18 protein-coding genes are annotated in these 15,444 nt (G+C 45.8%); 7 read left to right on the top strand and 11 right to left on the bottom strand.

The genetic code is table 11. From position 1 onward, the window contains the following. Nucleotides 1-2 precede the first annotated feature (2 nt). Complete coding sequence (serA, locus tag ACYQZ0_RS05420) at nt 3-1,601, top strand: phosphoglycerate dehydrogenase (protein WP_459775584.1); 1,599 nt, start codon at nt 3-5, stop codon at nt 1,599-1,601. Here serA and pstA read toward each other — a convergent pair. From pstA to pstS, 3 genes are read right to left on the bottom strand one after another with little or no spacing between them, the layout of a single operon-like run. Further along, nucleotides 1,598-2,458 carry a phosphate ABC transporter permease PstA gene (gene pstA, locus ACYQZ0_RS05415; RefSeq protein ID WP_459775583.1) on the bottom strand — a complete coding sequence of 287 codons (861 nt, stop codon included), beginning with the start codon at nt 2,456-2,458 and terminating at the stop codon, nt 1,598-1,600. The genes serA and pstA overlap by 4 nt on opposite strands. Next, nucleotides 2,437-3,405 (bottom strand): phosphate ABC transporter permease subunit PstC, encoded by a 969-nt coding sequence (gene pstC / locus ACYQZ0_RS05410; protein ID WP_459775582.1) that lies wholly within the window; start codon nt 3,403-3,405, stop codon nt 2,437-2,439. Before pstC ends, pstA begins: the two co-directional genes overlap by 22 nt. Then, on the bottom strand, nt 3,392-4,405 hold the full coding sequence (pstS, locus tag ACYQZ0_RS05405; RefSeq protein WP_459775581.1) for a phosphate ABC transporter substrate-binding protein PstS: 1,014 nt from the start codon (nt 4,403-4,405) through the stop codon (nt 3,392-3,394). The genes pstC and pstS overlap by 14 nt, the downstream gene beginning before the upstream one ends. Nucleotides 4,406-4,477: 72 nt before the next feature. On the opposite strand from pstS, the gene pstB reads away from it, so the two are divergent. The 4 genes from pstB to ACYQZ0_RS05385 all read left to right on the top strand — a co-directional run bounded on the left by pstB (nt 4,478) and on the right by ACYQZ0_RS05385 (nt 7,452). Beyond that, on the top strand, nt 4,478-5,287 hold the full coding sequence (gene pstB, locus ACYQZ0_RS05400) for a phosphate ABC transporter ATP-binding protein PstB (protein ID WP_459775580.1): 810 nt from the start codon (nt 4,478-4,480) through the stop codon (nt 5,285-5,287). 68 nt (nt 5,288-5,355) lie between these two features. After that, the gene (locus ACYQZ0_RS05395) at nt 5,356-5,742 is read left to right on the top strand and encodes a hypothetical protein (RefSeq protein ID WP_459775579.1); all 387 of its coding nucleotides are present in this window, start codon (nt 5,356-5,358) and stop codon (nt 5,740-5,742) included. 25 nt (nt 5,743-5,767) lie between these two features. Beyond that, complete coding sequence (locus tag ACYQZ0_RS05390) at nt 5,768-6,172, top strand: hypothetical protein (RefSeq protein ID WP_459775578.1); 405 nt, start codon at nt 5,768-5,770, stop codon at nt 6,170-6,172. Further along, on the top strand, nt 6,169-7,452 hold the full coding sequence (locus tag ACYQZ0_RS05385; protein ID WP_459775577.1) for an MgtC/SapB family protein: 1,284 nt from the start codon (nt 6,169-6,171) through the stop codon (nt 7,450-7,452). Before ACYQZ0_RS05390 ends, ACYQZ0_RS05385 begins: the two co-directional genes overlap by 4 nt. Here ACYQZ0_RS05385 and alr read toward each other — a convergent pair. Then, on the bottom strand, nt 7,392-8,417 hold the full coding sequence (alr, locus tag ACYQZ0_RS05380) for an alanine racemase (RefSeq protein ID WP_459775576.1): 1,026 nt from the start codon (nt 8,415-8,417) through the stop codon (nt 7,392-7,394). The genes ACYQZ0_RS05385 and alr overlap by 61 nt on opposite strands. Nucleotides 8,418-8,442: 25 nt before the next feature. On the opposite strand from alr, the gene ACYQZ0_RS05375 reads away from it, so the two are divergent. Next, entirely contained in the window at nt 8,443-8,673 is a 231-nt protein-coding gene (locus ACYQZ0_RS05375; protein WP_459775575.1) for a hypothetical protein, read from the top strand. Here ACYQZ0_RS05375 and ACYQZ0_RS05370 read toward each other — a convergent pair. Genes ACYQZ0_RS05370 through ACYQZ0_RS05355 form a run of 4 tightly spaced genes read right to left on the bottom strand, consistent with a single transcriptional unit; the run spans nt 8,665 to nt 11,632 of the window. Then, a complete protein-coding gene (locus ACYQZ0_RS05370) occupies nt 8,665-9,564 on the bottom strand; it encodes a c-type heme family protein (protein ID WP_459775574.1) in 900 nt (299 codons plus the stop codon). The two genes, ACYQZ0_RS05375 and ACYQZ0_RS05370, sit on opposite strands and share 9 nt — an antisense overlap. Continuing rightward, nucleotides 9,548-10,600, bottom strand: coding sequence for a DUF8082 domain-containing protein (locus ACYQZ0_RS05365; RefSeq protein ID WP_459775573.1), 1,053 nt, complete (start codon nt 10,598-10,600; stop codon nt 9,548-9,550). Before ACYQZ0_RS05365 ends, ACYQZ0_RS05370 begins: the two co-directional genes overlap by 17 nt. Next, the gene (locus ACYQZ0_RS05360; RefSeq protein ID WP_459775572.1) at nt 10,563-11,144 is read right to left on the bottom strand and encodes a GTP-binding protein; all 582 of its coding nucleotides are present in this window, start codon (nt 11,142-11,144) and stop codon (nt 10,563-10,565) included. Before ACYQZ0_RS05360 ends, ACYQZ0_RS05365 begins: the two co-directional genes overlap by 38 nt. Before the next feature lie 2 nt (nt 11,145-11,146). Further along, nucleotides 11,147-11,632: a roadblock/LC7 domain-containing protein gene (locus ACYQZ0_RS05355; RefSeq protein ID WP_459775571.1), complete on the bottom strand. Its 486-nt coding sequence runs from the start codon at nt 11,630-11,632 to the stop codon at nt 11,147-11,149. A gap of 90 nt (nt 11,633-11,722) precedes the next feature. On the opposite strand from ACYQZ0_RS05355, the gene nadA reads away from it, so the two are divergent. Further along, nucleotides 11,723-12,691, top strand: a complete 969-nt coding sequence (nadA, locus tag ACYQZ0_RS05350; RefSeq protein WP_459775570.1) for a quinolinate synthase NadA — start codon at nt 11,723-11,725, stop codon at nt 12,689-12,691. Here the strand turns inward: nadA and rlmB are convergent. From rlmB to ilvE, 3 genes are read right to left on the bottom strand one after another with little or no spacing between them, the layout of a single operon-like run. After that, nucleotides 12,688-13,413, bottom strand: a complete 726-nt coding sequence (gene rlmB / locus ACYQZ0_RS05345) for a 23S rRNA (guanosine(2251)-2'-O)-methyltransferase RlmB (protein ID WP_459775569.1) — start codon at nt 13,411-13,413, stop codon at nt 12,688-12,690. The two genes, nadA and rlmB, sit on opposite strands and share 4 nt — an antisense overlap. 11 nt (nt 13,414-13,424) lie before the next feature. Next, nucleotides 13,425-14,528 (bottom strand): Zn-dependent exopeptidase M28, encoded by a 1,104-nt coding sequence (locus ACYQZ0_RS05340; RefSeq protein WP_459775568.1) that lies wholly within the window; start codon nt 14,526-14,528, stop codon nt 13,425-13,427. Next, nucleotides 14,518-15,435, bottom strand: a complete 918-nt coding sequence (gene ilvE, locus ACYQZ0_RS05335; protein ID WP_459775567.1) for a branched-chain-amino-acid transaminase — start codon at nt 15,433-15,435, stop codon at nt 14,518-14,520. Before ilvE ends, ACYQZ0_RS05340 begins: the two co-directional genes overlap by 11 nt. Between the last annotated feature and the right edge of the window lie 9 nt (nt 15,436-15,444).

The raw sequence follows: 15,444 nt of genomic DNA, 5'->3' as shown, positions 1-15,444 counted from the left end.
ACTTGTACAAGGTGTTAATTACCGACCCCATAGCTCCCGAAGGTATTGAACTTCTTGAGAAGGACCCCGAGGTTGAGGTTTACAACGAACCCGAGATATCTTACGAGGAGCTCCTTGAGATAATCAAAGACTTTGACGCGATAATAACGAGGAGCAGGACACCCGTCACGAAGGAGCTCATAGAAAGGGGAGAAAAGCTAAAGGTTATAGGAAGGGCTGGTGTTGGTGTTGATAACGTGGATATTGAAACCGCTACGAAGAAGGGCATACTCGTTGTAAACACCCCCGGTGCGAACACGATAGGGGCTACCGAGCTTACGATGATGCACATGCTCACGATAATGAGAAACGGGCACAAAGCCCACGAAAATATTCTCTCATACAGATGGGACCGGAAAAAGTTTATGGGGGAGGAGCTATACGGAAAGACCCTCGGAATAATAGGTCTCGGAAACATAGGCTCTCAGGTTGCGATAAGGGCAAAGGCCTTCGGTATGAAGGTTATGGCTTACGACCCCTATATCCCCAAGGAAAAGGCGGACAGACTCGGGGTTAAGCTCGTTGATAACCTCCACGATATGTTAAAGGAGATAGATGTTCTCACAATACACGCACCCCTCACCCACGAAACAAAGAATATGATTGACGAGAAAGAGTTTGAGATTATGAAGGACGGCGTTTACATAGTTAACTGTGCGAGGGGAGGGATAATAAACGAGAGAGCGCTCATTAAATATATGGAAATGGGCAAGATAAAGGGGGTAGCCCTTGACGTTTACTCAAAGGAGCCCCCTCCTCCCGAATTCGTTGACGAACTGAAAAGGCTTGCGGATAAGGTAAATATATCCCTTAGCCCCCATATAGGTGCAAACACTTACGAATCCCAGAGAAACGTTGCGGTGATAGTAGCCCAGCAGGTTCTGAAAGCCCTAAAAGGGCAGACTGTTGAGTATGCGGTAAACGCTCCCTTCCCCGACCTTTCGGTTCTCACCCTTATAAAGCCCTACCTTGACCTTGCGGAGAAGCTCGGAAAGTTCCTCGTTCAGTGGAGCGACGAAGGCATAAGGTCCGTTCACATAGAGGTGAGGGGAGATATAGCGGAACACTTCCAGCCCATCTCCTCCGCGGTTCTCAAGGGGATTCTTGAGGAAGTCGTTGACTTTCCCGTAAACATAATAAACGCCTTCTACGTTGCGAGGGACAGGGGAATAAGCGTTGAGGAGCTCTCTTCCGAGGAAACGCCCGACTTCAAGCACTACATAAAGGTTGTTGTGAAGGACGGAAGGGAGAAAGTCGTCGCTGGAACGGTTCTTGAGGGACAGATTCCGAGGATTACCGAGATAGACAACTACAAGGTTGATATTGAACCCGAGGGCATCCTCCTTGTGTTTGAAAACAAGGACGTCCCTGGTGTTATAGGAAAGATTGGTTCAATACTCGGAGGGGCTAATATAAACATAGCAGGCTTCAGGCTTGGAAGGGAGAAGAAGGGAGGAATAGCGATAGGAATTCTCAACCTCGATGACCCAATTCCCGAGGAGGTTCTTGAGGAGATAAAGAAGATACCCGAGATACTCTTCGTTAAGCAGATTCTCCTTTAGGCCTTCTTCCTTCCCACCATATACTTTGCAAGGATAAAGAATATAAGTGTAACGAAGGTAAGTATAAGAGCGGAAGCCCAGGCCTTTTTATGCCAGTCCTCGTAAGGACCCATAACGTAAACAAATATGGTTACCGTAAGTGAAGCCATAGGCTCAAATACATTGTAAGTTGTGAAGTTGTTGTTAAAAGAGGTGAATAAGAGGGGTGCTGTCTCACCCGTTATCCTCGCTATTCCGAGTATTACCCCCGTTAGTATTCCCCTCTTTGCGGCGACGAGGGAAACGTCCTTTATAACCTGCCACTTGTATGCACCAAGGGCGTAAGCCGCTTCTCTTAGGGAGTCAGGAACGAGCTTTAGTATCTGTGCGGTCGTTATCGCTATTACGGGGAGCATGAGGAGTGCGAGGGCTACCGAACCGCTGAGTCCGAAGAAGTGCCCTACGGGCTTTACGAGAATTGCGTAGACCGATGTTCCTACGATTATTGAGGGGAGACTAACGAGCGAATCGGTCATAGTCCTCATAAACCCAACAATCTTGCTGTATCTCCCGTATTCGGTGAAAAATACTCCCGCAGCTATGCCTATGGGAACCCCTATTAGGGTTGCTATGCCTGTTATTAGGAAATGTCCGACGAAAGCGTGCTTCAGTCCTCCCCCTTCAACACCGGGGGGATTGGGGTCCTCAAGGATTAAGGAGAAGCTTATGTTTTGGAATCCGTTTATAAATACGTCAATTATAATCCAGAAAAGCCAGAATATACCATAAACAGCGGTTATAAAAGAAAGGAATAAAATGAAACCGCTTTTTATCTTTCTGTATTTAATCCTTCTCTCTAAACGCCTGAGGTCTTCCATTTCTTCTCCAGCCTCTTGAAGATTATAAACTTGCTGATGATAAGAAGCATAAAGGACATGATGAAAAGAATAAAAGCGAGGTAGTAAAGGGAAGAAAGGTATAGGTCCGTATCCGCCTCGGTAAACTCGTTCGCAATTGCTACGGTTATGGTCGTGAAGTTATCAAGTAGAGATTTCGGTATCTGGTGGACGTTTCCCGTAAGGAAGGCGACCGCCATCGTCTCGCCGAGTGCCCTTCCCGTTGAGAGGATGAGCCCCCCAACTATTCCGGGGAATGCATAGGGTATTACAACGTCCTTTATCACCTCCCACTTGGTTGCTCCCATTCCGTAGCCCGCTTCTTTCAAAATCTGGGGGGTCATCTCAAAGGTATCCTTCACTATCGTAGCCATGAAGGGAATTATCATTATTGAGAGAACGAGACTTGAGGTCAGAAGGTCAATCCCCGTCGGTATCCCCTCAAAGAGCTTCCCTATAACCGGGACGTCCATAAAGGTTTCCTGAAGGAAGGGCTCAACGTATTCCCCCATCAGGGGGGCTACTACGAAAAATCCCCACATCCCGTAAATAATACTGGGAATTGCCCCCAGAAGCTCAACAGCGGTGGTGAATACGGGCTTAAGGGGTTTGGGACTTAGCTCCGTTATGAAGATAGCTATGCCTATACAGACGGGAACCGCTATTGTGGTGGCTATAGCTGTTGTGAGAAGGGTTCCCACTATGGCGGGAAGTCCCCCGAATATCTCCCTCACGGGGTCCCATGTCGTTCCGAAGAGAAAGCTTATTCCGAATTTCTGTATGGAAAGCCAGGCTTCCTTAAGTATTGAGCCGCCGATAAGAACGGGGTATATGAGCCCTAAAAAAATTGTTGCGGAAAGAAGGGAGAAAAAAACAACCTTCTCAATGAAGGCGTCTCTCTTCCTTTTTACGTTATTAATACCATCCATGCTTCCTCCAGTAGTCCCGAACCATGTTCTTAACGTTCTCGGGCAGAGGAACGTAGTGAAGCTCTATAGCCATTTTATCACCTTTTCTATACGCCCAGTCAAAGAACTTAACAACTTCCCTGTTTATCTCCTTCCTTTCGGGCTCTTTTGCAAGGAGTATGAAGGTCGCTCCCGCTATGGGGTAAGCTTTCTCTCCCGGTTGCCAGGTTAAAATCTCGTAAAAGTCCTTATCGGGGTCCCACTTTGCGTTTGCGGCTGCCGCTTTAAAGGTCTCTATAGATGGCTTTACAAAGTTTCCTTCCCTGTTTTCAACCGCTACAACGGGGAGCTTATTCTCAAGGGCATAGGCATACTCAACGTAGCCTATTGCTCCCCTTACTCTTCTTATGTAGTTCGCAACCCCCTCGTTTCCCTTAGCCCCGATTCCCGTCGGCCAATTCACAGTTTTTCCGTATCCAACTTTTTCCTTCCACTCGGGGCAGGCTTTTGAGAGGTAGTTCGTGAATATCCACGTAGTTCCCGAGCCGTCGCTCCTCCTTATCACCGCTATTCTCCTGTGGGGGAGGGGAACACCGGGGTTATCTTTCTTTATAACGGGGTCGTCCCAATACTTTATTTTTCCGAGGAATATACCGCATACTGCTTCCGTGGAAAGCCTTAGATTCTTTACGCCCCTCAGGTTGTAGGCAAGGGAAACTCCTCCGATTACCGTGGGGAACTGGGCAAGGTTATACTTCTTTGTCTTTTCGGGGGGAAGAGGTGCATCAGAAGCCCCGAAATCAACGGTTCTGTTCCTTATCTGTCTCACTCCTCCCCCGGAACCTATTGACTGGTAGTTAACCTTTATGCCCGTTTCTCTGTAATAGGCGTCCGCCCATCTCCAGTAAAGGGGAGCGGGAAAAGAAGCTCCCGCACCGTTTATAACCTTTTCCTTTGCAGGAGACAAAGCGGGGAGTAATGCCAGGGAAAGAAGCCCGCTCAAGAATTTTCTTCTGTTCATCAATCACCCTCCTAAAGAAGTTTATAACTCCTTTTAACGGAGTTTTGTTAAGGAATTGTTAAGAGGGGAGGCATGAGAAAATCTAATAAAATTCTTTATGAGATGGAAAAAGCACACAAGCGCGGTGTGAAGATAGACGTTAAAAACCTTAACTTCTACTACGGAAACAGACACACCTTAAAAGATATAACCTTTCCCGTTTACGAAAAAAAGATTACCGCCATAATAGGACCTTCGGGATGCGGTAAGACCACACTCCTGAGATGCTTCAACAGGATGCACGACCTTTACGAGAACGTGAGATACGAAGGGGAGGCTATACTCTACCCCGACGGGATAAACCTCATAGGTGAGGACGTTGATCCCATTCTCGTTAGGATGAGGATAGGTATGGTTTTCCAGAAGCCGAACCCCTTTCCAAAGTCCATATACGAAAATGTTGCCTACGGGCTGAAGCTGAGGGGAATAAAGAAGAAATCCATTCTTGACGAGAAGGTTGAAAAAGCCCTGAGGGATGCGGCACTCTGGGACGAGGTTAAGGACAAGCTCCACGATAACGCTTACTCCCTTTCGGGAGGACAACAACAGAGGCTTTGCATAGCAAGGGCGATAGCGGTTGAGCCGGAGGTTCTACTTCTTGACGAGCCGACCTCAGCCCTTGACCCCATATCAACCGCAAAGATTGAGGACCTCCTCGTTGAGCTCAGGAATAAACTCACGATAGTGATAGTTACCCACAATATGCAACAGGCTGCGAGGATTTCCGATTTTACAGCCTTTATGTATATGGGAGAGCTCGTTGAGTTCGGACCAACGGAGAGGATATTCACTAAGCCCGAGAAGAAGCTCACGGAGGATTACATAACGGGAAGGTTCGGTTGATTAAGCCCATGGAATTGAGACCTGAAACGCCCTCATAATCTATTTACGGAGGTTAAAAAATGCAGATTATGGACCCTGAGAAAATGAAAAAACTCCTTGAGAAGGCAAAGCAGAAGGGATGGATAACGGACCAGAACGTTGAGATAAAGTTCGTTATCCTTGACCTTAAACCCAAGTGGATGAAGTGCAGAAGAACGAAAAGGCTCGTGTTCCAGTTTCACATGCTCGGAGATGCGGAGAATAAAACCCTCTGCGGTAAGACCCTTGAGGAATACCAGATACTTCCCGAAAGGCAGGAGAACCTCGTAATAACCCAGGTTAATATGATGCTGGGGGGTCTCGGAGTTTTGGTTTTCTTTGACCTGTGTCCCGAGTGCTTTGGAAACGTAAACAGGTGTGAGCCCCTCAAGGAAGGTGAGAAGGAAAAGCTGAAAGAGGAAGGTTTAACGAGCTGAGTATAATACTCTCGGGAGGTGGCAGATGTATAAAACTTACCTCTTCCTTCATATTTTCTTCGCAATAGTCTGGATTGGGGGAATGTTCTTTAACGTCCTTTTCCTCAGCCCAGCTCTTCGCTCCGCAAAAGAGGAATGCAGGCAGGATATAGCTCCCAAGGTTCTCGGAAAGTTCTTCATGAGCGTATGGCTCGCCATTATTATCCTATTCGGGACCGGAATGGCTCTGTGGCACGCATTCAGGCCTGACTTCAGCACAAATCCCCTATTTCATCTCAAGTTAATCCTCTTTGCGATAATGGTTATAAACTTCATCTACATTCATTTATTCCTTTACAGGAAAAGGCTTTTCAGCCAGATTCCCGTATTCGTCGGCATTAACCTGATTCTCGGAACGATAATCGTTCTCATAATAACTTACATAAGGTGAACGAGCTTTTAGAAAGCGTAAAAAATACACCGGAGTTTAAGGTTCTCTTTGCCCTCTTTCTCGGCTTCATAATAGGTCTTGAGAGGGAGGTGAGGGCAAAGTTCGGACACGATATATTTGCGGGTGTTAGAACCTTTCCCCTCATATCCGTTCTCGGAACCGTATCGGGATTGCTTTATCTCAAAACTTCTTCAGAGCTTCCCTTAATCTTTATTCTTCTCAGCCTCTCCTTTCTGGCAACACTCAGCTACTGGAAGGACAAAAGCATGGGTATAACCACGGAGGTGGCTTCCTTTATAACCTTCTTCATAGGCGTTCTCGTCGCCTTCGGGGAGTTTTATCTCTCGGTTTTCTTAACCATACTCACCACCTTCGTTCTCGTCCTTAAGGATAAGCTCGAAAGAATAGCACGGCTTATGGAAGAAGAGGATATAATAGCTGTTCTCAAGTTCTTTACCGTTTCCGCTGTAATACTCCCCATCCTGCCCGACAGGGAAGTGATAAAGGGGCTTAATCCCTCCGAAGTCTGGAAGTTTGTTATACTCGTCTCAACGGTTGATTTTATCGGATACTTTCTCCTCAAATATAAGGGGAGCAGGAGTTTACTCCTTACGGGTGTGATAGGGGGGCTTACCTCAAGCACCGCGGTAACAGTTGCCTTTTCCTCTCTCTCGGCGAGGTTTCCCCAGTTTTCCTCCCTCGTATTTTTCGGGATAATCCTTTCCTGGAACGTTATGTTCCTTAGGGTTGTTTTTTACACAATTGTTATTTTTTACAAGCTCACAGTTTTCGTTTTTTTAATCCTGCTTCCTTACTTCCTTATTCTCTTTCTCTTCTCTTTATACGTTTACGTGAAAGGGGAAAAGTCCAGGGAAACGAAAAAGGATGTTCCTTTGAAAAATCCTTACAGTCTCACTCAGGCTCTAACCTTCGGTCTTTTTTACAGCGTTATAAGCGTTGTATCCGTCTACCTCAAAGAGTTCTTCGGCGATGAGGGTATATACGTTCTTAGCTTCATATCGGGCATAATGGACGTTGATGCGATAACCCTTCTTCTCTCAAACATGGCAAAGGAGGGGAAGGTTGAGCTTCTCGTTGCTTCAACGGGGATAGTTCTTGCTGTTATATCAAACAACCTCTTTAAGGCATCATACGGAATTATATTCGGAAGCGGAAAGCTGAGGGCTTATTTCTCCTTAGTTCTCCTGTTCACCTTTCTTTACCTTTTCTTAATTACGAGTCTCTCAACCCTCCTTGAGAGATTGCACATTATCTCGTAGGGAATTGTTCCCGCATCCCTCGCAAGGGGTGTAAAGCTTCTCTCCTCGTTTACGATGTAAACCCAGTCTCCCGTTCTTGCTTCCGTTCCGCTCAGGTCCACCATGGTCATGTCCATGGTTATGTTTCCTATTATGGGAACTTTTCTTCCTTCAAAAATCAGGAAGCTCCTGTTTGATAGTGTTTTCATAAGTCCATCCGCATATCCAAAGGCGACAACGCCGAGCTTCGTTTTCCTTTTCGTTATATAGGTTCTTCCGTAGGATACAGGGTAATTTTCGGGAAGCTCCTTTACGGATATGAGCCTTGCCCTCAGTCTCAGTGCCGGTTTAACCTCAAGGGGGTAATCCTTCAGAGGTTTTTCTCCATAAATCGCAAGTCCTACTCTCACATGGGTTGTAAAAGGAACCCTGTAAATGAGACCTGCGGAACTCTCAAGGTGTATGTATTTAACCTTTTCGTAATTCTTAAGAATTTCCTCAAAACGCTTTATCTGTAGTTTGGAAAAATTTCTGTCCGCAGGGCTTGAGAAGTGGGACATGACTCCCTCAACTCTTGGGTCCTTTATAATTTCGTTTGTAAATCCGAGCCTTCCCATCCCCGTATCGTACTTTACGTGAAACTTTATATTTCTGTCTTTTAGAACCTTAAGGTGTTCGGGGTCCGAAATAACGGGCGTTAAATCATACTCCTCAAGGAGCTTTACATCCTCCTCAAGTATGCCTCCAAGTATGAGAATCTTCTTCTTAATTCCGCATTCCCTCAGTTCAACACCTTCCTGGGTGCAGGCAACCGCAAAGGCATCAACCTCCTCAAGCCCTTCAAGTATCGTTGATACCTCCCTCACCCCTATCCCGTATGCGTTTGCCTTAACGACAGCTATTATCCTCTTCCCGCTGAACCTGTGTATCTCCTTTACATTGTGTATTATTCTCTCCTCCAGTATCTCAAGAACCGCCCTTCTCATCCATGAGCTATTTTAAAATTTTCCTATGGAGCTGAAAGGGGTAAATCTGAACCTCATAAAGAAAAGGCTTGAGGGAATTAAGGATAAAAATGGAAAGGAGAAAGCTGAAGAGCTCCTGATTATCCTGAGAATGCTCTACCCCCTCGTTGCTGACAGCAAGGGAAGTGAGGTTCTTGAGCTTTATACAAAGTTAAAGAAGGGAGAAGGAACTGATGAGGCGGAAAGCTTCATAAGGGAGACCATAAACTCACTTTAGTATATCCATAACCTTTTTAATGCTTATCCTCATTCTCTCAAAGGCCTTTGCGAGCTCCCCTATCTCATCCTCCCTTTTAAGGGGTATCTTATCGTCAACCTCACCCTTACTAATCTTGTCCGCGTGCTCCTTCAGAACCTCTATTGGTCTAAATACGTATCTCTCAAGGATAAAGAGGATTACGAGCATAACGATTATGTTTATTCCGAAGACAACACCTCCCTTTATAAGTCCGTCAAGCCTTGCCTGAAGAAGAGTCGCCTCATAGGGTTCGTAAATGAATATCCCTCCCTGAATCTCTCCAACTTTCCAGTTGGGGTCGTACTGGGGCTTATATATAGCCCTTACAGCTTGGGGCATTGCTTCTTTCTTCCCGTGGCAGTGCAGACAGGAGGCTTTCACCTTTACGGGAAAGGCCGAGACGAGATACCTGTAGTTGTTTATACTTACAATTTCCGAATACTCTTCCGCTTTGCTTTTTTTGAAGTAGTTTATAATGCTCGCCTCAACGGGAGTCGGACTATTTGCCGGATTGAGAGGTCTGAAGGCAACCTGTCTTAACCTGAGACCCTGAAAATCCTCACTCACTTTCCTAAAAATGTTTGCCGTAACGAAGGAGGAAGACTGGGCTTCAAGTATAAAATCTTCCCTGATACACCCTCCGTATTTGTTCATAAGCTCGTATATCTTCGGTCTTAAGGTTTCCCTTACGTAAGAGCGTGTTGCTTTAGAGAAAGAAAGGGTTAGCCTAATTTTTTCATAGGAGCTTTTCTTAGCCCTCTCTATTTCCTCTTTGTAGGTGTAAAATCCCGTTGCAAGACCGCTTATAACCGCTATACCACCGATAAAGAGAAAAACCTTTCCGCGAATAGACTTAGGTATCAATTTCATTAAATACCTCCTTTACCTTATTTATGAAAGAATCTCTTAAATCTTCCTCCGGAATTTCGTCTTTAAGTTTGTACACCAATACCCTGAGCGTTGTTTTTGTTAAACCCTCTTCATTAAGGTGTAAGTCCTTTAATATTTTATGCCACAAAATGTTCCCTATTGGACCCATGTGGTCCACGAAATGCTCTTTTATACTTTTTACAATCTCTTTACTAACTTTTTCAGGCTTCTTACCGAAAATATCCGCAAGCGTTATCCCGAGCGTTTCGGGGTTTTCATCCAGTTTTACTGAGTAGAAATGTCCTTCCTTTAAGGGACTTACTTCCTTTATGCTTTCAGTATCAAGTTTTACGCTTTTCACCGCATCCCCGTCCATAACGAAGGTAAAAACTCTATCCTTCCATAGAAATCCGTATTTTCCGTTCCCATTAAATCCTCTTTTAATTGAGTTGAGAAGCAGGACTTCTTCGGGCTCAATGGCGTAAACGGAAAGGTAGGCTGAGGAAGGTATGGAAATACGCTTTATAGCCTCATCGTCCCAGAGCTTACCGAGGTTAATACCGATGATTTTTCCATCCAGAAAAAATACGTTACAGAGAACTTCCGTAGAAGTATAGCAGGTTACGTATCCGGTAAAACTCACCTTTCCAACGAACTTTTCCAAGTTTGATGGGTCAATTATGTTCACACCCGAGTAGAAAACCTCATTTCCGTATCCCGATATGAGTAAGGTTCCAAGGCTTTCAAAGTCGTAAACCTTACATATATGGGCTGTCGTTAAGGGGGAAGATTTAAAGAGGGATACCTTGCTTTCTTTGGGAGGCTTATACTCTCCTATGGAGAAGTATTCCTTTTCCCCATCGTAAACCCTTACAGCTTTAATAGGTTTTCCCTCCTCGAGTATAACGTAGTCCGTGAACTCCCAGGCTTCTATCTTTACAAAACCCGTGAAATCTTTATCCTCCAGCTCTCTGTAGAGGGCTTTCCAGTTTATAACCTCACCCAGCAGTCCTCCTCTCACTTCCTCCTTCCACATAGCTCTTTAGCACCTCTCTCAGTATAAGCTTGAACGTATCAACAACGCCCCTCCCCTCCGTTGCAATGGTCTCCGTATAAGGTGCGTCCCAGGGATTGCAGAAGGGCTGAAGCTCATCAACGGGAAGGGCATCGGGGAGGTCCCTCTTGTTATACTGAACGACAACGGGAATGGAGTAAAGGTCGTATCCGAGCTCCTTAAGTACGTGGGCCATCTCCCTGAGAACGAGGAAGTTCATCTCCTCCCTTCCCTTCTGGGAATCAACGGTGAAGACGAGCCCGTCAACTCCCTGGAGTATAGCCTTCCTGAGGGGATGAAGCCTGAACTGGCCCGGTGTAGTCAATATCTTAACGTCTATCTCCTCATTCTCAAAGGGAACCTTACTTAAGAACATCTCCACAAACAGGGTTCTCTTCTCATCCGTCTCCATACTTATGAACTCTCCCTGTGTGAGACTCTTTTCCTTGAGTATCCTGTAAAGATTTCTCACGGTTGTGCTTTTCCCCGCAAGGCTTGCCCCGAAGAACACTATTTTTAGCTTCATATTTAATCCAATACCTCCGATAGTTTCTTCTCAAGCTCCTGAGGAGATATCTTGTAGAGCTTTTTCTCAACTTTCTTCACATTCTTCAGAACCTCGTTTAAACCCTTTACGAATTCCCTGAAGAAAAGCCTCACGCTTCCTATTGACATATCTTTATTACAAACAACTCCGACGAGGAAATCCTTCTCCAGCTTCGCTATCGTAAAGATTCTCGTCTTCGTTTCGTAAAATATGTCGTTCAGCGTCTCCTTTTCCTCTATCATCTTTGTGAGCTCTTCGGAGGCAAAGAAGAGGGCACTCATTATGCTTGAGAAGAACTCCGCCTCCAAATCCTTTATCCCTTCTCCCTTGAAGAGTATAACCCTCCCCCCTTTGTCAAAGAGGAAAACCGCATGGGGAGAAGCCTTTTCACAAAACCTGTTAACTATGCCCTCAAGTTTTTCTTTATCTCTTTCATCAAGTTCGTACCCTACTAAGTCAAGCTCCATTAGATATAAAAATATAGATTTCACTGAGCTTAACAGGTGGACAAAAAATCCTAAACAACCTAATTAATAAAATCTTAACGGAGGTGAGTAATGGCTCAGCTCGTTTTATCTCAGGAAAGGGAGCTTACTAAGGAGGAGATAAAGGAGCTTCAGGAAGAGGTAAGGAGGCTTGCAAAGGAGAAGAACGCGGTTATTCTGGCTCACTATTATCAGAGGCCTGAGGTTCAGGATATTGCGGACTTTGTGGGTGATTCCTTAGAGCTTGCGAGAAAGGCCTCCCAAACTGATGCGGATATCATAGTCTTCTGCGGTGTTAGGTTTATGTGCGAAACCGCAAAGATTGTAAACCCGACCAAAAAAGTCCTCCACCCAAATCCCGAAAGCGGTTGCCCCATGGCGGATATGATAACCGCGGAGCAGGTGAGAATGCTCAGGAAGAAACACCCCGATGCGGAGTTTGTCGCATACATAAACACTACCGCGGACGTAAAGGCGGAAGTTGATATATGCGTAACATCCGCAAACGCTCCCAAGATAATAAAGAAGCTTGAGGCGAAGAAGATTGTATTCCTCCCCGACCAGGCCCTCGGAAACTGGGTAGCCAAGCAGGTTCCGGACAAGGAGTTTATAATATGGAAGGGATTCTGCCCTCCCCACTTTGAGTTCACCTATCAGGAACTTCTCAAGTTAAAAGAAAAGTATCCCGATGCGAAGGTTGCGGTTCACCCCGAGTGCCATCCCAAGGTTATAGAGCTTGCGGACTTTGTGGGTTCAACATCCCAGATAATAAGGTATGCGACCTCCTTTGACTCAAAGAGGGTAATAGTTGTTACGGAAGTGGGCCTTAAATACACGCTCCAGAAGATTAATCCCGAGAAGGAATACATATTCCCCGAGAACATGAACTACTGCGGAACTGTTTACTGCTGCACTATGAAGGGGATAACCCTTCCGAAGGTTTACGAAACCTTGAAAAACGAGATAAACGAGGTAACCCTCCCTGAGGACATAATAGAGAGGGCAAGAAGACCCATAGAGAGGATGCTTGAGCTCAGCTAAATTCTCTTTTTAACCGCTTCCCACATCGCTATGGCTCCCGCGGAACCCACATTAAGGGAGCCGACCCTTCCCTTCATAGGTATTGTTATCACCTCATCGGATATATCAAGAACGCTTTTTGATACACCTTTATCCTCCGAACCAAGAACGAGGGCAACGGGAAGGGGAATCTCAATCTCCCTTATGTCTTTCCCTCCCTTTTCAACAGCGTAAACCCACCCCCCCATATCCTTGAACCTCTTTAAAGCCTTTGAGAGGCTCGGAACCTTAGAAAGCATAAGGTAAAAGACAGCACCGCTTGAGGCCTTTACGACTGTCTCGTTTATGGGGGAGGTCCTGTCCTTTGGTATTAATGCTCCCGCCCCCCCCAGAACCTCGCAGGTTCTTAAAAGATTTCCCACGTTCTGGGGGTCCGTTATGTGGTCTATTACTATGAAGAAGGTATTCCTTCTTATAGTCTCCTTAAACAGCTCTTCGGGCTCCACGTACTCAACGGGGCTAAGAAGGGCAACAACCCCCTGAGTTTTCTTTGTTCCCGCGAGCTCCTCAACCTTCTTCCTCGGAACCTTCTGAACCTTTACACTCCTTTTTTTCGCAAGCTCAAGGAGCTTTTTGGGAGGATGGCTGTCGTGGGCCACGAGTATTTTCTCAATTCCCTTTCCCGCCTTAAGGGCTTCTATTACGGGATTTCTTCCCCATACAACGAACTTTCTTTCTTCCATAAGCTTTAAGTTTAAAGCCTGTGAATTCTCCTGACGAAGTAAGATATCGTCTCGTACCACATGCCAACTATATCCCAATCCACCGCGAAGTAGTCGTCAAGGTGGGTGTGCCTTATCGTGAAGGGATTTGAGGAAAGGAAGAGGGTTTCTATTCCCCTTTCCTTGAAGGGTATGTGGTCGCTCGCACCCGTTTTGCTTTCAGCGAAGTTTATATTCACCTTCATATCGTTAACGTGCTTCATAAACTTCTCGTTTATAATCTCTCCGTTGTATCCCTTGACATCCTTGTATATAACCGCAGGGTTCTTCCATCCTATTGAGTCAAGGTTTATAACGTAGAGAATGTTTTTGCTGTTCATCGCGTGCCTGTAGCTCCCCTCAAGGCCGAGCTCCTCACAATCAGTAAAAAGTATTCTTATCCTGAAGGGAAGCTCCTCGTATTTTACGAGTTCTTTTGCTAGAACCAAAAGAAGGGAAACCGATAATCCGTTATCTATCGCTCCGTAAACGAAGGGCTTTGTATCGTAATGGGCAACGAGGCAAACGATGGGACCCCTTCCGAACTCAACGTAAAGGTTCTCCCCCTTTATCTCCTTCTTCTGAGTTTTTATCCTTATTATCACCTCTTTTCCCTCTATTTCCTTTACAACTTCCCTCGTCGTGTTTACGGCGAAGAACTTGACGTCTCCGATTGTCCCCGAGAAGTTTACGTTAAGCTCCTCCATATAGGTTATGAGGGCGCTTGCCTTTTTATCCCTCAATATTCTTGCCTTTTCCGAGTCCCTCATTCCGCCAACGGGCATAGCAACGATTTTCCCCTTAATATCCTCCTCCCCCAGTTCCTTTAAAACCTTAACCTCTCCCGAAACCTCCCCCCACAGGCTACCCACAAGGGGCCAGGCGGGATACTCCTTTCCTTCGGCCTTTATAACCGCTGATACTGGGAGGGTTTTAGAAACGGAAAAGCTTTCTGTGTAAACCTTAAATCCGTTTTCCTTCAGATATTTCTTTATAAAACTCCTCGTTTCCTTGTTTCCCTTACTACCGCTGAGCCTGTTTTTCCAGCATATCTCTTCAAAGACTCTTCTTACCTCATCTATCTTCTCACTTATCATACACGGGTGTTAACCAACTCTTATAACGGGGTATGTAGCCCCTCACCGCTTTAAAGTAAAGCTCCTGAAGCTGTTTCGTTATCTCCCCTATCTCCCCGTTTCCTATCTTCCTGTTGTCTATTTCAACAACGGGAGTGACCTCCGCTGCGGTTCCCGTTAGGAATACCTCGTCCGCGGTATAAAGCTCGCTCCTTGCAATGGGTCTCTCAATTACGTCAACTACGAGCTCCTTCTTGAGGAGCGTTATAACCGCGTTCCTCGTTATGCCCTCAAGGACGTGTTCGTTAGGCGACGGGGTTATAGCCTTCCCGTTCTTTATTATGAATATGTTTTCCCCCGAGCCTTCCGCTACGTATCCCTGGGAATTCAGAAGGATTGCCTCGTCGTATCCCGCCATAAGGGCTTCCGTCTTTGCGAGTGCGCTGTTTACGTAAGCCCCTGCTATCTTCCAGCGGGAGGGTATTGAGTTGTCGTCATTCCTCCTCCAGGAGGAGACCTTAGCCCTTATACCTTTCGAGGTGTCAAGGTATCTCCCGAACCTGTAGAGGTATATTGCAACCTCCGGCGTATAATCAATTAGCTTGGGGGTGAGTTTCAGGTCCTTGAAGTATGCTATAGGTCTTATGTAAACGTCTTCCCTAATCTCGGATTTCCTTAAGATTTCCTTCGTTATATCTAAAAGCTCCTCCGCTGAGTAGGGAATTTCCATAAATATGCATCTCGCGTTATCTATCAACCTCTGGTAATGGGCTTTTCCGAAGAGGATGTAAAGCTGTTCCTCCTCCTCGTTCCAGTAGGCCCTTATACCTTCAAAGACAGCGGTCCCGTAGTGGAAGGAGTTCGTCATTATGCTTATCTTCGCTTCCTCAACGGGGACTATCCTTCCCTCAAAGAAAGCGTAATCCATGGAAAAAGA

This window comes from Aquifex pyrophilus (assembly GCF_054656935.1).
Note: the sequence above shows the minus strand (reverse complement) of the source record. Positions and strands in the feature narration are given on the sequence as shown.

Excerpts from the sequence above, each read along its gene's own strand:
- ACYQZ0_RS05355 (WP_459775571.1), bottom strand. The coding sequence starts at position 11,632 with ATGGAGCTTGACTTAGTAGGGTACGAACTTGATGAAAGAGATAAAGAA.
- ACYQZ0_RS05365 (WP_459775573.1), bottom strand. The coding sequence starts at position 10,600 with ATGTGGAAGGAGGAAGTGAGAGGAGGACTGCTGGGTGAGGTTATAAAC.
- pstC (WP_459775582.1), bottom strand. The coding sequence starts at position 3,405 with ATGGATGGTATTAATAACGTAAAAAGGAAGAGAGACGCCTTCATTGAG.
- pstA (WP_459775583.1), bottom strand. The coding sequence starts at position 2,458 with ATGGAAGACCTCAGGCGTTTAGAGAGAAGGATTAAATACAGAAAGATA.
- ilvE (WP_459775567.1), bottom strand. The coding sequence starts at position 15,435 with ATGGATTACGCTTTCTTTGAGGGAAGGATAGTCCCCGTTGAGGAAGCG.
- ACYQZ0_RS05375 (WP_459775575.1), top strand. The coding sequence starts at position 8,443 with ATGGAGCTGAAAGGGGTAAATCTGAACCTCATAAAGAAAAGGCTTGAG.
- rlmB (WP_459775569.1), bottom strand. The coding sequence starts at position 13,413 with ATGGAAGAAAGAAAGTTCGTTGTATGGGGAAGAAATCCCGTAATAGAA.
- pstS (WP_459775581.1), bottom strand. The coding sequence starts at position 4,405 with ATGAACAGAAGAAAATTCTTGAGCGGGCTTCTTTCCCTGGCATTACTC.
- ACYQZ0_RS05390 (WP_459775578.1), top strand. The coding sequence starts at position 5,768 with ATGTATAAAACTTACCTCTTCCTTCATATTTTCTTCGCAATAGTCTGG.
- pstB (WP_459775580.1), top strand. The coding sequence starts at position 4,478 with ATGAGAAAATCTAATAAAATTCTTTATGAGATGGAAAAAGCACACAAG.
- alr (WP_459775576.1), bottom strand. The coding sequence starts at position 8,417 with ATGAGAAGGGCGGTTCTTGAGATACTGGAGGAGAGAATAATACACAAT.
- ACYQZ0_RS05395 (WP_459775579.1), top strand. The coding sequence starts at position 5,356 with ATGGACCCTGAGAAAATGAAAAAACTCCTTGAGAAGGCAAAGCAGAAG.
- ACYQZ0_RS05360 (WP_459775572.1), bottom strand. The coding sequence starts at position 11,144 with ATGAAGCTAAAAATAGTGTTCTTCGGGGCAAGCCTTGCGGGGAAAAGC.
- ACYQZ0_RS05340 (WP_459775568.1), bottom strand. The coding sequence starts at position 14,528 with ATGATAAGTGAGAAGATAGATGAGGTAAGAAGAGTCTTTGAAGAGATA.
- ACYQZ0_RS05370 (WP_459775574.1), bottom strand. The coding sequence starts at position 9,564 with ATGAAATTGATACCTAAGTCTATTCGCGGAAAGGTTTTTCTCTTTATC.
- nadA (WP_459775570.1), top strand. The coding sequence starts at position 11,723 with ATGGCTCAGCTCGTTTTATCTCAGGAAAGGGAGCTTACTAAGGAGGAG.